Source organism: Janthinobacterium sp. GMG1, assembly GCF_034427795.1.
GTDB lineage: Bacteria > Pseudomonadota > Gammaproteobacteria > Burkholderiales > Burkholderiaceae_D > Janthinobacterium.
In genome coordinates this window covers 279,998-293,787 of record NZ_JAXQNT010000001.1, presented here as the reverse complement: position 1 = coordinate 293,787, position 13,790 = coordinate 279,998, and the positions used below count along the sequence as shown (strand labels likewise).

Here is a 13,790-nt window from a genome sequence, read left to right as displayed (position 1 = left end):
AACTTGCTCTGTATCAATGGTATCCTGATTAACATCATAACCAGATTCGCTGTTCCGCATGGCATATTTGCAAAGGATTGTGGTAAAAATGCCAGTCGTGGCCTGGCCGGGCGCCTGCGCCGCTGTCACGGATCTTTGATTGTCACTGACGCAACAACTTGGAGTAGTCGCAATGCAAAACACGGTACATTTCATCCTGCAGGGCAAGGGCGGCATCGGCAAGACCCTCGTCTCGACCCTGCTGGCCCAGTGGATAGGCGGCAAGGATGGCGCGCCTTTGCGCTGCTATGACACCGATCAGGAAAACGCCACGTTCTCGCGCTACAAGGCGATGAACGTCAAGCATGTGCCCGTGATGACGGATGCGCGCAACATCGACCCGAAACGCTTCGACGCGCTGATGATCGATATCCTCGAAGAAGACGGCAACTGCGTGGTCGACAATGGCGCGAACACGTTTTCGCCGCTGATGGGCTACCTGCTGGAAAACGACTGCTTCTCGCTGCTGGAAGAATCGGGCCGCAAGGTCTACATCCACACCATCGTCGGCGGCGGCGATACCCTGCACGACACGGCCACGGGTTTTGTGGCGACAGCCCAATCGACGACCGTGCCGCTGGTGCTGTGGCAAAACGAACACTTCGGCCTGCTGCAATCGGCGTCGGGCAAGCAGTTCGTCGAATCGCAGTCGTATGCCGACAACCGCGCGCGCGTCAAAGGCAGCATCACCTTGAGCCAGCGCAATCCCGACACCTTTGGCGCGGACGTCAAGAAAATGAACACGGCGCGCCTGACGATGCAGGAAGTGCTGCAGAACGACAAGTTCAACATCATGGAAAAGCAGCGCATCAAGGTCGTCTACCGCGACATCTTCGAACAGCTCGACAAGGTGCAGTGGTAGATGGACCAGCACAAACTGCGCAGCCACGTGTTCGACAAGACGGGCATCAAGATCGACGTCGATGACCCGATATTCGCCCTCGTGGCGCTGAACGAAGCCGTGCTGGCGGAAACCGTCGAGCGCCAGCTGGCCCTGCTCGATGCTGCCACGCAGGCGCTGGCGGCCCAGGCGCGCGCGGCGGGCGGCTTGCCTGCGGCCATGCCCCTGCCTGCGCCGGAAGCGCCCCTGTCCGCCCCTTGGTTTTCTCCGCGCGAATGGCGCTTGCTGGGCGCCGCGGCCATCGTCTCTGTCGCCTGCGCGCTGCTGGTGCTGGGCGGCGCGGCCCTGCTGTATAAACTGTAGCACCGACCGTAGTATCGTCGCGCTGCGCCAGCCACGAGCGAGCCGCAGCGTCTTCTCCACCTACCCTGGAAGCATGCATGAAACCGATCAAACTGCTGGCCCTCCCCGCCCTGCTGCTGTCGCTGTACGGCGCCCCCTTGAGCCTGAGCCACGCCGCCGATGCGGCAGTCGCGACGGGCGCGACGTCCGTGCCGCATATCGCCTACGAAAAATACACCTTGCCGAACGGCCTCGACGTGATTCTCGTGGAAGACCATAAATTGCCCGTCACGGCCGTCAATATCTGGTACCACGTGGGTCCCGCGAATGAAGCGCCGGGCCTGACGGGCTTTGCGCATTTGTTTGAGCACATGATGTTTGCCGCCACCAAGCACGTGCCGCGCGGCATGGCCGACCAGTTGCTCGAAGGCGCGGGCGCCACGGATTCGAACGGCAGCACGGATTTCGACCGCACCAATTATTTCGACACGGTGCCGTCGAACCAGCTGGAACTGGCCCTGTGGACGCATTCCGACCGCATGGGCTACCTGCTGGACGTGCTCGACCAGACAGCGCTGACGAACCAGCAAGACGTGGTGCGCAACGAGCGCCGCCAGAGCGTGGAAAATGCGCCCTACGGCATCGTGCAGGAAGCGCTGTACCACCAGCTGTTTCCCAAGACCCACCCGTATTACGCCAGCGTCATCGGTTCGCACGCGGATATCCAGAACGCGAAACTGGCCGACATCAAGGAATTCTTCAGCAAATACTATGGCCCCAACAACGCCAGCCTCGTGATCGCGGGCGATATCGACAAGGCGAAAACCAAGGAGCTGGTGAATAAATATTTCGGCAGCTTCAAGAGCGGCCCGGCCGTGCCGAAACCCGATGTCGTGACGCCGCCCATCACGCAGGAACGCCGCATCGTGGTGCAGGACCGGGTCGAATTGCCGCGCGTCTTCATGGCCTGGCTGACGCCGTCCGCCTACACCAGGGATGACGCGGAACTGTCGATGGCCGCGCACATCCTGGCCGGCGGCAAGTCCAGCCGTTTATACAAATCGCTCGTGTACGACAAGCAGATCGCCCAGGACGTGGGCGCCAGCCAGGGATCGAACGCCCTCACCTCCATCTTCACCATCGACGCGACGGCGCGCCCGGGCCGCCAGCCCGAGGAAATCGAGCAAGCCTTGCAGGCGGAGCTGGAACAATTGCGCGCCAAGGGTCCCACCGAGAAGGAACTGGAACGCGCGCGCAACAGCATCGAGACCACCATGCTGAGCCAGGTGGAAAAAATGGGCGGGCGCGGCGTGGCCAACTTGCTCAACGAATACAACCAATACGTGGGCGACCCCGGCTACCTGGCCAAGGATATCGAGCGCTACCGCCAGGTGACGGCAGCCGGCGTGCAGCGCGCCGTGGACACGTACCTGAAAAACCAGTCGCGCGTCGTCGTCTACGGCGTGCCGGGCAAGCCGGACCTGGGCGCGGAAGTGCCGACGCCGACGCCTGGCAAAGTCAAGCCTGCGCCAGGTACGGCCATCAATGCCGACGAGCCATGGCGCAATGCCGTGCCGAAGGCCGGTCCCGCACCGAAGATTGTTTTACCGCAAGGAAAATCGTTCACCCTGGCGAACGGTTTGACCGTGATCCACCACTACAACGGGGCCGTGCCGCTCGTTTCCAGCCAGCTGGTGATCAAGAGCGGCTCGGGCGCCAATCCGCTGGCGCAGCCGGGCTTGTCGAGCTTTACGGCGCAATTGCTGCAGGAAGGCACGGCCACGCGCACGGCGCCGCAGATCGCCGACGATGTGGCGCAGCTGGGTGCCCTGCTGAGCACAGGCTCCGGCACGGATGCCTCGTTCGCCCAGCTGACGTCGCTCAAAGCCACCTTCCCGCAAGCGCTGGACGTGCTGGCCGACGTGGTGCTGCACCCACAATTCCCGCAAGAAGAAGTCGAGCGCCAGCGTGCCAGCCGCATCGGACAGCTGGCACAGCAGCGCGAAAACGCGGGCGCGGTGGCGGCCCGCGTAGAAGCGGCGGCCCTGTATGGCCCGCAGCATCCGTATGGCTACATCCAGCTGGGCACGGAAGCGGCGCTGAAAGCGGCCAGCCGCGCCGATCTGCAAGGTTTCTGGCAGCAGCATTATCTGCCGAATAATGCGGCGCTGATCGTCTCGGGCGATATCGGCGAAGCGGAACTGAAGGCGCTGGCCGAAGCGAAGTTCGGCAGCTGGAAGCCAGGCACGGTGGCGCCGGCCGTGGCCGCCGCGCCGCAGACGACGAAAGCAAAATTGATCCTGGTCGACAAGCCGGGCGCGCCGCAAACGGCCGTGCGCCTGTCGACCATCGCCGTGCCGCGCGCCACACCCGACTACGCGCCGCTGCAAGTGATGAACGCGGCGCTGGGCGGCTTGTTTACCAGCCGCCTGAACACCAACTTGCGCGAAGAAAAGGGGTATACGTATGGCGTGCGCTCGCAATTCCAGTACCGCAACCAGCCTGGACCGTTCTCGATTGCCGCCAGCGTGCGCACCGATGTGACAGGCCCGGCCGTGTCGGAAACCGTCAGGGAAATCCGCGCCATGATCGCCAAGCCCTTGAGCAACAAGGAATTGGCGAATGCGCGCAACTCGCAAGTGCTGTCCTTGCCCGGCCAGTTCGACACGAACGCCAGCATCAGCGCCAGCATGGCGAACGCGTACATCTACGGCCTGGGCCTCGACTATTACACGACCTTGCCGCAGCGCTTTGCCAGCGTGACGGACAAGCAAGTGCAGCAGGTGGCGAAAAAATACTTGCAGCCGGAAAAGCTGATCGTTATCGGCGTGGGCGACAAGGCGAAGATCGCGCCGCAATTGAGCAAGCTCAAACTGGCGCCCGTGGAATTGCGCGATGCTGAAGGCAACGTGAAGTGATCAGGATTAGCGGCGCTTGAACAGCGCCGCTTTATCCACCAGCGCCGCGATCGTCACGCCCGCCGTGTAGGCGAGCAAGTCGACCCAGCCGAAGGCAGAGCCCAGCACCAGGTGCCCCAGCGGATGCGCGCGCAGCGCGACGAGCCACGGCGCCTGGATCAGCTGGCCGAATTCCACGGCAAAGCAGATCAGCAGAGACCACAAGGCCAGTTGCCACGTGCGCATGCGCGTGGCAACGATGCCCAGCGCAAAGACGATCATCATGGCCCACAGGGCGTCGCCCGGATACTTGCCGAGCGCGGCGGGGACGAATTGGGGATAGGCGCGCGAGGCCAGGCCCAGCGCGATGACAGCCACGGTTGCGCCCACCTGCAGCAGGCGGCGGCGTTCAGGTTTTACCAGGAACATATTTCCATTCAAAGGCACAATACGGGCCGAACCATTGCGGCCCGTCCGATATTGTACTGCGCAGCCGTGTCCGCCTGTAGCCTAATGCATCAGTTCAACTTGACGTTCTGCGCCAGGAAATCGAGAAAGACGCGCACGCGCAACGGCACATGCCCGCCTTGGCCCACGAAGACGGCATGCACTTCCTCGCTGTCACCGGGGTTGAACTCTTCCAGCACGGTCTGCAAACGGCCGGCCGCGATATCGGCGCGCACCTGGAAGGCGGCCAGGCGCGCCAGCCCCAGTCCCGCCAGCGCCAGTTGCCGCAAGGCTTCGCCATCGCTGGCCTGCGCATTGCCAATAACCGGCACGACAACGTCGCCGTCAGGCAGGCGCAGCGGCCAGCCCGAGCGGGCGCGCGCGTAATTGGCGTCGAGCAGATTGTGCGATGCCAGCTCGGCGGGCGTCAGCGGCGTGCCGCGCCGCGCCAGGTAGGCTGGCGCCGCCACGATCGCCATGCGCGTCTGGCCCAGCTTGCGCGCCAGCAGGCTGGAGCTTTTCAGGGGACCGGCCCGCACGGCCACGTCCGTGCGCTGCTCGAGGATATCGACCACTTCATCCGTGAGCACGATGTCGAGCGTCACCTCGGGATAGCGTTCCAGGAACAGGGGCGCCAGCGGCAGCAAAAAATGCTGGCCGAACGGCACGTTCGCATTGACCCGTATTTTGCCGCGCGACACATCCTGCATGCCGGCGCAGCGCTCGGCCTCGTCCAGCGCCGCCAGCACATGCCTGCCCCGTTCGTACAGGCCGCAGCCTTCGGCCGTCAGCTGCAGCTGGCGCGTGGAACGGTTCAGCAGGCGTGCGCCCAGGCGCTCTTCCAGCCGCGCAACGAGCTTGCTGACGGCCGATGGCGTCATGCCGCAGGCGCGCGCGGCGGCGGAAAAACCTCCCAGCTCGACCACGCGCACAAACACTTCCAGCTCGCCGGAACGGTTCACTTCCAGTCTGGCCATTGTGAATTCAACTCATAAATGTTCTTCGATGAGATAGTCTAGTACATAAATGGCTTTGCTTTCATCATGCACACATTCCCCTTGATGAAGCGAGCCGCCATGCAACGATTTCCCCTCCTCCCCGCCGCCCTGCTGAGCCTGGCACTGAGTGTTTCCTCCGCCCATGCGGCCGAACCTCCTCAAGCCTGGCTGGCCAGCTGGACGGCCAGCCCCCAAACCGTGTGGGGCAGCGATTTCCTCTTCCCACCCAACGTGCCCGCCGTGCTGCACGGGCACACCGTGCGCCAGGTGGCGCGCCTCAGCGTGGGCGGCCCGCGCGTGCGCATCGTGCTGTCGAACGCGTATGGCAAGGTGCCGCTGCACATCGGCGCGGCCAGCGTGGCCCTGGCCGCGTCCGGTTCAACCATCAAACCCGGCAGCCTGCGCACGCTGACCTTTGCCGGCCAGCCCTCGGCCAGCGTCGCGCCGGGCGCGCCGCTCGTCAGCGACCCCGTCGAGCTGTCCGTGCCGGACCTGGCGCGGCTGACGGTGAGCATCCATTTGCCACAGGCCAGTCCAACTTCCACGTTTCACTGGGATGGCCGCGAGACGGCGTGGATCGCGCCGCATGACCAGACGCGGGCCGCGCGCATTGATAACGCGCCCGGCGTGCAGACCACCACGGCGCGCCTTTTACTGACGGCCATCCAGGTGGAGGCGACGGCGGCGGGGCAAGCTGTGGCCATCCTCGGCGACTCGATCACCGATGGCGCCAGCGCCAGCCTGGGGATGGATGCGCGCTGGCCCGATTTCCTGGCAGAACGCCTGGCGCCGCACGGCGTGGCCGTGATCAATGCGGGCATTTCCGGTGGGCGACTGTTGTCCGACGGCATGGGAGACAACGCCCTGGCGCGTTTCGAGCGCGACGTGCTGGCGCAGCCTGGCGTGCGCACGGTGATCGTCTTGTTGGGGATCAATGACATCAGCTGGCCCGGCACGGCGTTTGCGCCACGGGAAAAACGGCCAACATTGGAGGAGTTAACGGCCGGCTACGCCCAGCTGGTGGCCCAGGCCCGCAGCCGCGGCGTGCGCGTGATCGCGGCCACCCTGACGCCGTTCGAAGACGCCCTGCCCGGCACGCCCCTGAGCGACTATTATCAGCTTGATAAAGATGCGCTGCGCCAGCAGCTGAACGCGTGGATACGCGCCAGCAGCCTGTTTGACGCCGTACTCGACTTCGACGCCTGGGCGCGCGACCCGGCCCACCCGCTGCGCCTGCTGCCCGCCTACGACTCGGGCGACCACCTGCATCCGGGCGACGCGGGCAACCGCTCGCTGGCGGAAGGGATAGACCTGTCGCTACTGTTTAACAGTAAAGATCAGTCGCCCAGGCCCGCGTACAAAGCCGTGCTCAAGTAGCGTTCGCCAAACGACGGGATGATGGTGACGATGGTCTTGCCCGCGTTTTCCGGACGGCGCGCCACTTGCAGGGCGGCCCACAGGGCGGCACCCGACGAGATGCCGACCAACAAGCCTTCGTCGCTGGCGGCCAGGCGCGCCGTGGCGAACGCATCGTCATTCTTGACGCAGATGATTTCGTCGTAGATGGTCGTGTTGAGGATCTGCGGCACGAAACCGGCGCCGATGCCCTGGATCGGGTGCGGTCCCTTGGTGCCTTTCGACAGCATCGGCGACGCTTCCGGTTCCACGGCAATCACTTGCACGCCGGGCTTGCGCTCCTTCAGCACTTCGCCGATGCCGGTAATCGTGCCCCCCGTGCCCACGCCGGCGACGACGATGTCCACTTGCCCATCCGTATCGCGCCAGATTTCCTCGGCCGTCGTGGCGCGGTGGATGGCGGGATTGGCGGGATTATTGAATTGCTGCAGCATCAGGTAGCGCGGGTCGGCCGCCACCAGTTCCTCGGCCTTGCGGATGGCGCCCAGCATGCCTTCGCTGCCCGGCGTGAGCACCAGCTCGGCGCCATAGGCGCGCAGCAGGATGCGCCGCTCGCGGCTCATGGTGTCGGGCATGACGAGGGTGCAGCGGTAGCCGCGCGCGGCGCACACCATGGCCAGCGCGATGCCCGTGTTGCCGCTGGTGGGCTCGACGATGACGGTATCGGGATGGATTTTGCCGGCGGCCTCGGCCGCAACGATCATGGACAGGCCGATGCGGTCCTTGACGCTGTGCGCGGGATTGTAGAATTCGAGTTTGGCCAGGATGGTGGCCACACTGCCGGCGGCGATGCGGTTGATGCGCACCAGGGGCGTGTTGCCGATCAGTTCAGTGACGTCGTTGGCGATGTTCATGGGAGTCTCCACAGCTATATCAGAAAATCCCAGTCTACCGCTTTTTCACGGCAGCGCACGTGGTGCGCTGCCGAAACTGAACAATTACTTAACGTCCAGCAATTCCACGTCGAAGATCAATGCCGAGTTCGGCGGAATGTCGCCATTGCCTGCGCCGCGCGGACCGTAAGCCAGTTCGCCTGGAATGATCAGGGTGCGCTTGCCGCCCACTTTCATGCCGGCCACGCCCTGATCCCAGCCCTTGATGACCATGCCCTTGCCGAGCGGGAAATCAAACGGGCCACGGCCCACGGAGCTGTCGAATTTCTTGCCGCGCGAATCTTTCGCCAGCGGACGGTACAGCCAGCCCGTGTAGTGCACGGTGACGGCATTGCCGGCGGACGCTTCCTTGCCCGTGCCGACCTTGTTGTCGATCAGGATCAGTTTATCGGCGACAGGGCCGGGGCTCAGCGAGACGGCGGAGGCGGGAACAGGCGCTGGCGCCTGTGCCTGCGCCAGCGACGCGGCGACGGAGCAGATCAGGGCAAACAAAACGGAGCTACGCGTCATGATGTATTCTTTCAGTGAGTTTCGGTGAGATCCCTGCGCCAGCAAACCGGCAGGGAACGCCAATAATAGCAAACCGCCGCAACGATAGGAAAAACTTGTCGCCCGATACCCATTGCCCCCGCCTGTTTTACGCGCTGTGGCCCGATGCGGCCACGCGCGCGGCCCTGGCCGCCTGGCAGGCGCGTCTGGACGGCAAACCTGTGTGCGCGGACAAGCTGCACCTGACCCTGGCCTTCCTGGGCCAGCGCCGGGCCAGCGATCTGCCGGCCCTGCTGGGTATCCTGGAACACATGCCGGCGCGCGCCATGCCCCTGCTGTTCGATCACGCCAGCCATTTTGCGCAGCTGGCGCTGGCCTGGGCCGCCCTGGCGCAGCCGTCGCCCGCCCTGCTGGACTTGCGCGCGGCCTGCATGCAGCGCCTGGCGGAACAGGGACTGGCGCCGCGCTTCGAACACGACCGCTTCACGCCGCACATCACCCTGGCACGCCAGGCGCCGCCACCGGCCATCGGGGACTTCGCGCCCATCGCCTGGCAGGCGGACGAGCTGGTGCTGGTGGAATCGATCAAAAGCAGCGGTGACTACCGCATCTTGGCCAGTAGGAAATTAAGCTAGGCGGCGTCCGGCACGGCGGCTAATTTGTCCTGGCGCAAGCTTTTCAGCGCATGGGCGGCCGCCACCATGCCGAAACTGGCCGTCACCACCACGCTGGAACCGAAGCCGGCGCAGTTCAAGCCCGTGACGCCGGCGGCGGGCGTGCCATCGATGGCGCACGCTTCCGCGCTTTCTGGCGTGCTCAAAGGTTCCATGGAAAACACGGCATCGACGTTGAATTTGTTTTTCACGCCACGCGGGAAACCATATTCAGTACGCAACAGTTTTCGTACCCGCTTGAGCAGCGGTTCCTGTTCCGTTTTCGACAGGTCGCGCACGGCGATCAGGGTCGGGTCCGTCTGGCCGCCCGCGCTGCCGATGGTCAGCATGGGAATGTTGCGCGCGCGGCAATATGCGATCACGGCCGCTTTCGCCTTGGCATTGTCGATGGCGTCGACCAGGTAGTCGAAATCGCGTCCGCCCAGCAACTGCTCCAGATTATCGGGAGTAATAAAATCCTCGATCTGCGTGACCTGGCAAAACGGGTTGATCAGTTCGATGCGTTCGGCCAGGGCCGTGATCTTCGCCTGGCCGATGGTGTCGCTCATGGCCTGGATCTGGCGATTGATGTTCGATTCGGCAACATTATCGAGGTCGATCAGGGTCAGGCGGCCGATGGCGCTGCGCGCCAGCGCTTCGACGATCCAGGAACCGACGCCGCCCACGCCGATCACACACACATGCGCGGCGCGGAAGCGTGCCAACGCGGGGGCGCCGTACAGGCGGGCAATGCCGCCAAAACGCCGCTCAAAATCGATCTCGGTCAAGTCCATGGAAATTTGTTCATTGGTGAAGGTATGCATGGCGCCATTTTAACGGACACTGCGCTGGCGGATATTCTAAAATAGCCGAATTGACACAGCGACAAGCCGCACTGTCGCCACGCCCCCACACCGCCCACCACGAGAACTCGCCATGACCTCTCCCCTGTTCGACTCCGTTCCCGGCTTTGACCAGCCCATCGCCGTGCTCAAGCATTGCCACGACAAGATCCGCAAGCAGCTGACGACCTTGCAAAACCTGCTGGGCCACCTGGCGCAGCACGGCAACACGGCGGACGCGCAGCAGGCGGCCAAGGCGGTGTTGCAATATTTCAATAAAGCCGCCCATTTGCACCATGACGATGAAGAGCAGGACTTGATGCCCATGCTGCAGGCGACCGCCACGGGCGACGATGCCGCTCTGCTGTCCACGCTGGTGCCGGAAATTCTGGCCGACCACCAGCGCATGGACCAGGCCTGGCTGACCCTGCGCCCGGAACTGGACGCCATCGCGGCAGGCACGGGCACGCAACTGGCCGCCGAGGGCGTGGCCTCCTATGTCGCCGCCTACCAGGCCCACATGAGCAAGGAAGAGGGGCACTTGGCGCCGATGGCCAAGCGCCTGTTCAGCGCGCAACAGATGGAGCGGCTGGGCACGGCCATGCAGCGCCGCCGCGGCATCGCGCCCGATGCACCGGAAGTGCCCGCAGCACCGGACGCGGCCGCCGTGCTGGCGGCCATGCGCACCGACTACGTGCAATCGAGCCTGAACGAGACGGACGTGCTGGCCGATCCCATCGCCCAGTTCCAGAAATGGTTTGCCGAGGCCGTCAACGCGCAGGTGATGGAGCCGAACGCCATGGACCTGTCCACCGTCAGCGTCGAAGGCAAACCCAGCTCGCGCATCGTGCTGATCAAGCAGTTCGATGAACGGGGTTTTACCTGGTACACGAATTACCATAGCGACAAGGGCCAGCAGCTCGAACACAATCCAAACGCCGCCCTGCTGTTCTTCTGGCGCGAGCTGGAACGTCAAGTGCGCATCGAGGGCACGGTGGTGAAAACCACGGCGGCCGAGAGCGACGAGTATTTCAATGTGCGCCCTGTGCAAAGCCGCCTGTCGGCGATTGCCTCGCAGCAAAGTGCGCCCATCGACAGCCGGGCCGCACTGGAAAGCAATTACGCGGCCGTGGCCGCCGCCGTCGGCGACGCGCAGCCACCGCGCCCGGACCACTGGGGCGGCTACCGCTTGCAAGCGGAACGCATCGAGTTCTGGCAGGGACGCCGTTCGCGTTTCCACGACCGCATCGTGTTTACCCGCGATGCTGACGGGCAATGGAGCATGCAACGCTTGCAACCCTGAGCAAGCCAGTCAAGGCGGCGCAAAGCAAGCTGGTCAATATAGGTGTAGGCTATGAGGGTAGAAGTTACTAAATGACATTGTTTCTCAATTTGCGGTTGCTACGGCAATCGCTGCATTGGAGGCCATTTTGTTTGTACAAAACCAACTCAAGTCGTGGATCGCCAGCATTCGCAGCAAGACCGCCTTGCCGCTACGCATAGAATTGTGGAACGGCCAGCATGTCGACCTGTCCAGCGAAGCGCCCAGAGTCACCATCCGCCTGCCGACCGTCGCCTCGGCCCGCTATCTGCTGAACCCGTCGCTGGCCAATCTGGGCTCGGCCTATGTGGAAGGCAATATCGAGGTCAAGGGCACGGCGATGGACATGATTGCCATCTGCAATGCCCTGGCCCGCAATACCTTGAAGCCGGAAGGCAAGCTGGCCCGCATCGTGCGCAGCTTTACGCACGACAAGAGCAAGGATGCCGAAGCCATCCGCTACCACTACGACGTGTCGAACGCGTTCTATGAACAGTTTCTCGACCCCGCCCTCGTGTATTCCTGCGCCTATTTCGAACACGGCGATGAAACCCTGGCGCAGGCGCAAGTCAAGAAGATCGACCATATCCTGAAGAAAATCCAGCTGCAACCGGGCCAGACCCTGCTCGACATCGGTTGCGGCTGGGGTGCGCTCGTCATCCGTGCCGCGCAGCAATATGGCGCCCGCTGCGTGGGCGTGACCTTGTCGGAAAACCAGTATGCGCTGGCGCGCGAGCGCGTGGCGGCGGCCGGCCTGTCACACTTGATCGATATTCGCCTGCAAGATTACCGCGACGTCACGGGCCAGTTCGACCGCATCACCAGCGTGGGCATGTTCGAGCACGTGGGCCTGAAACACTTGCCCGACTACTTTTCCATCATCCACAAGCTGCTGGCGCCGGACGGCATGGCGATGAACCACGGCATCACCTCGACCGACCCGGAGAATGGCGAAACGCCGTATGGCGGCGGCGAATTCATCGAAAAATATGTGTTTCCGCACGGCGAGCTGGCGCACATCGGCAATGTCCTGAAAACCATGCAGCAGGGGGGACTGGAAGTGCTGGACGTGGAAAACCTGCGCCGCCACTATGCGCGCACCTGCGCCCTGTGGACGGAAAATTTCGAAGCCAATGCCGAGCAGATCCGTCCACTGGCGGGCGAACGGCGCTTCCGCATCTGGCACGTCTACCTGGCCGGCTGCGCCTATGCCTTCGAGCAAGATTTGATCAGCCTGTACCAGATCGTCTGCGTGAAGGCGGGCCGGCGCTCTTCCACGCTGCCCTGGTCGCGCAACTACATGTATGCGCAGGAGAATACGCAGGAGACAAGGCCGGCGCCCGTGCTTACGCCCTGACAGGCGCGCGGGGCGTTCACTTCAGGCGTCCCGCGTACATGGCGCGGAATTTCTCCACCTTGGGCGCGACGACCAGCGCGCAATAGCCCTGCAAGGGATGCTGCTCGGCATAATTCTGATGGTAATCCTCGGCCGGATAAAAGGTGGCGGCCGGCGCCAGCTGCGTGACGATGGGCGCATCCCACACGCCGGCCATCTCGGCCACGACCTTGCGCGCCACGCTTTCCTGCGCGGCCGACTGGTAATAGATGACGGAACGGTATTGCGTGCCAACATCGTTGCCCTGGCGATTCAAGGTGGTGGGGTCATGCAGCGTAAAAAAGATTTCCAGCAAGTCGTGGTAAGCGATGACGGCGGGATCGAATTCCAGGCGCACCACTTCCGCGTGGCCCGTGTCGCCCGTGCAAACCTGTTCATAGGTGGGGGCGGGCACCTTGCCGCCCGTGTAGCCGGACTCGACGCGCGTCACGCCGCGCACTTCCGCGTACACGGCAGCGAGGCACCAGAAACAGCCACCGCCCAGTACCGCCACTTCCGTCTGTTGATTCATGATGTCCTCCCGCAACGCCTCTGCGACGTATCATTTCACCACTGTAACGTAAAGCGCAACGGCCTGCAGCGCCGCTTGAAACGGCGCGTTAGGCACCGCACATAGGGGCATGCCGGCCACGATTGCACTGGTGCGGCCGATTTTTGGCATAATGTCAGCAAATAGACAGGTCACCCATGAACACACGCTCTCCCCGCGCGCCAGCGCAAGAATTCGATACGACACATTTCCGCCAGGCACTATCACAGTTTGCCACCGGCGTGACGGTCATCACGACGCGCCTGGCCGACGGCAGTTTCCGTGGCTTGACGGCCAGTTCCTTCAATTCCGTCTCGCTGTCGCCGCCCCTGGTGCTGTGGAGCCTCGGTTCCGTGGCGAACAGCATGCCCATTTTCAGCGGCAACTCGCATTACGTCATCAATGTGCTGGGCGCCGACCAGGCGGAACTGGCGACGCGTTTTTCACGCCGCACGCCGAATCCCTTCGACGATGTCGAGTACGAACTGTCGCGCACGGGCCAGCCCATCCTGAAAGGCGCATCGGCCTGGTTCGAATGCCACAACCGCAGCCGCTATCCGGAAGGTGACCACGTCATTTTCGTGGGCGAAGTGGAACAATGCGCGTTTGCCGCGCAGCCGCCCTTGATCTTCCACAATGGGAAGTTCAATACCCCGCCAGCCTGAGCGTGAACGGGACAAAAAAAAT

General features: G+C 63.5%; 14 protein-coding genes. 8 read left to right on the top strand and 6 right to left on the bottom strand.

Features of this window, described 5'->3' with window-relative positions:
• Nucleotides 1-172: 172 nt before the first annotated feature.
• The 3 genes from SJI03_RS01415 (at nt 173) to SJI03_RS01405 (ending at nt 4,140) form a co-directional block, all read left to right on the top strand.
• Nucleotides 173-901, top strand: coding sequence for a hypothetical protein (locus SJI03_RS01415; protein WP_322426011.1), 729 nt, complete (start codon nt 173-175; stop codon nt 899-901).
• Nucleotides 902-1,243 (top strand): hypothetical protein, encoded by a 342-nt coding sequence (locus SJI03_RS01410; protein ID WP_322426010.1) that lies wholly within the window; start codon nt 902-904, stop codon nt 1,241-1,243.
• Nucleotides 1,244-1,320: 77 nt separating this feature from the next.
• The gene (locus tag SJI03_RS01405; RefSeq protein WP_322426009.1) at nt 1,321-4,140 is read left to right on the top strand and encodes a pitrilysin family protein; all 2,820 of its coding nucleotides are present in this window, start codon (nt 1,321-1,323) and stop codon (nt 4,138-4,140) included.
• A 6-nt stretch (nt 4,141-4,146) separates the two neighbouring features.
• Here the strand turns inward: SJI03_RS01405 and SJI03_RS01400 are convergent, their stop codons facing one another.
• Both SJI03_RS01400 and SJI03_RS01395 read right to left on the bottom strand, forming a co-directional pair.
• Nucleotides 4,147-4,548 (bottom strand): DUF2809 domain-containing protein, encoded by a 402-nt coding sequence (locus SJI03_RS01400; protein WP_099376391.1) that lies wholly within the window; start codon nt 4,546-4,548, stop codon nt 4,147-4,149.
• An 89-nt stretch (nt 4,549-4,637) separates the two neighbouring features.
• On the bottom strand, nt 4,638-5,543 hold the full coding sequence (locus SJI03_RS01395) for a LysR family transcriptional regulator (RefSeq protein ID WP_099376390.1): 906 nt from the start codon (nt 5,541-5,543) through the stop codon (nt 4,638-4,640).
• Nucleotides 5,544-5,642: 99 nt separating this feature from the next.
• Between SJI03_RS01395 and SJI03_RS01390 the strand changes: the two genes are divergently transcribed.
• Nucleotides 5,643-6,941, top strand: a complete 1,299-nt coding sequence (locus SJI03_RS01390) for an SGNH/GDSL hydrolase family protein (protein ID WP_322426008.1) — start codon at nt 5,643-5,645, stop codon at nt 6,939-6,941.
• On the opposite strand, the gene cysK is transcribed toward SJI03_RS01390, so the two are convergent.
• Both cysK and SJI03_RS01380 read right to left on the bottom strand, forming a co-directional pair.
• A complete protein-coding gene (gene cysK, locus SJI03_RS01385) occupies nt 6,902-7,834 on the bottom strand; it encodes a cysteine synthase A (protein ID WP_099376388.1) in 933 nt (310 codons plus the stop codon). The genes SJI03_RS01390 and cysK overlap by 40 nt on opposite strands.
• A gap of 84 nt (nt 7,835-7,918) precedes the next feature.
• Nucleotides 7,919-8,383 (bottom strand): FKBP-type peptidyl-prolyl cis-trans isomerase, encoded by a 465-nt coding sequence (locus tag SJI03_RS01380; RefSeq protein WP_035822462.1) that lies wholly within the window; start codon nt 8,381-8,383, stop codon nt 7,919-7,921.
• 95 nt (nt 8,384-8,478) lie between these two features.
• On the opposite strand from SJI03_RS01380, the gene thpR reads away from it, so the two are divergent.
• Nucleotides 8,479-8,997 carry an RNA 2',3'-cyclic phosphodiesterase gene (gene thpR, locus SJI03_RS01375; protein WP_322426007.1) on the top strand — a complete coding sequence of 173 codons (519 nt, stop codon included), beginning with the start codon at nt 8,479-8,481 and terminating at the stop codon, nt 8,995-8,997.
• Here the strand turns inward: thpR and tcdA are convergent.
• Nucleotides 8,994-9,839 (bottom strand): tRNA cyclic N6-threonylcarbamoyladenosine(37) synthase TcdA, encoded by an 846-nt coding sequence (tcdA, locus tag SJI03_RS01370; RefSeq protein WP_322426006.1) that lies wholly within the window; start codon nt 9,837-9,839, stop codon nt 8,994-8,996. The genes thpR and tcdA overlap by 4 nt on opposite strands.
• Before the next feature lie 112 nt (nt 9,840-9,951).
• Between tcdA and pdxH the strand changes: the two genes are divergently transcribed.
• Nucleotides 9,952-11,160, top strand: a complete 1,209-nt coding sequence (pdxH, locus tag SJI03_RS01365) for a pyridoxamine 5'-phosphate oxidase (RefSeq protein ID WP_322426005.1) — start codon at nt 9,952-9,954, stop codon at nt 11,158-11,160.
• 127 nt (nt 11,161-11,287) lie between these two features.
• The gene (locus SJI03_RS01360; RefSeq protein ID WP_322426004.1) at nt 11,288-12,535 is read left to right on the top strand and encodes a cyclopropane-fatty-acyl-phospholipid synthase family protein; all 1,248 of its coding nucleotides are present in this window, start codon (nt 11,288-11,290) and stop codon (nt 12,533-12,535) included.
• Nucleotides 12,536-12,551: 16 nt separating this feature from the next.
• Here SJI03_RS01360 and msrA read toward each other — a convergent pair whose 3' ends face one another.
• Nucleotides 12,552-13,085, bottom strand: a complete 534-nt coding sequence (gene msrA / locus SJI03_RS01355; RefSeq protein ID WP_322426003.1) for a peptide-methionine (S)-S-oxide reductase MsrA — start codon at nt 13,083-13,085, stop codon at nt 12,552-12,554.
• Between the two features lie 176 nt (nt 13,086-13,261).
• On the opposite strand from msrA, the gene SJI03_RS01350 reads away from it, so the two are divergent.
• Nucleotides 13,262-13,768, top strand: a complete 507-nt coding sequence (locus tag SJI03_RS01350) for a flavin reductase family protein (RefSeq protein ID WP_077408668.1) — start codon at nt 13,262-13,264, stop codon at nt 13,766-13,768.
• Nucleotides 13,769-13,790: the final 22 nt, after the last annotated feature.

Excerpts from the sequence above, each read along its gene's own strand:
- SJI03_RS01415 (WP_322426011.1), top strand. The coding sequence starts at position 173 with ATGCAAAACACGGTACATTTCATCCTGCAGGGCAAGGGCGGCATCGGC.
- SJI03_RS01410 (WP_322426010.1), top strand. The coding sequence starts at position 902 with ATGGACCAGCACAAACTGCGCAGCCACGTGTTCGACAAGACGGGCATC.
- SJI03_RS01405 (WP_322426009.1), top strand. The coding sequence starts at position 1,321 with ATGAAACCGATCAAACTGCTGGCCCTCCCCGCCCTGCTGCTGTCGCTG.
- SJI03_RS01400 (WP_099376391.1), bottom strand. The coding sequence starts at position 4,548 with ATGTTCCTGGTAAAACCTGAACGCCGCCGCCTGCTGCAGGTGGGCGCA.
- SJI03_RS01395 (WP_099376390.1), bottom strand. The coding sequence starts at position 5,543 with ATGGCCAGACTGGAAGTGAACCGTTCCGGCGAGCTGGAAGTGTTTGTG.
- SJI03_RS01390 (WP_322426008.1), top strand. The coding sequence starts at position 5,643 with ATGCAACGATTTCCCCTCCTCCCCGCCGCCCTGCTGAGCCTGGCACTG.
- cysK (WP_099376388.1), bottom strand. The coding sequence starts at position 7,834 with ATGAACATCGCCAACGACGTCACTGAACTGATCGGCAACACGCCCCTG.
- SJI03_RS01380 (WP_035822462.1), bottom strand. The coding sequence starts at position 8,383 with ATGACGCGTAGCTCCGTTTTGTTTGCCCTGATCTGCTCCGTCGCCGCG.
- tcdA (WP_322426006.1), bottom strand. The coding sequence starts at position 9,839 with ATGCATACCTTCACCAATGAACAAATTTCCATGGACTTGACCGAGATC.
- pdxH (WP_322426005.1), top strand. The coding sequence starts at position 9,952 with ATGACCTCTCCCCTGTTCGACTCCGTTCCCGGCTTTGACCAGCCCATC.
- msrA (WP_322426003.1), bottom strand. The coding sequence starts at position 13,085 with ATGAATCAACAGACGGAAGTGGCGGTACTGGGCGGTGGCTGTTTCTGG.
- SJI03_RS01350 (WP_077408668.1), top strand. The coding sequence starts at position 13,262 with ATGAACACACGCTCTCCCCGCGCGCCAGCGCAAGAATTCGATACGACA.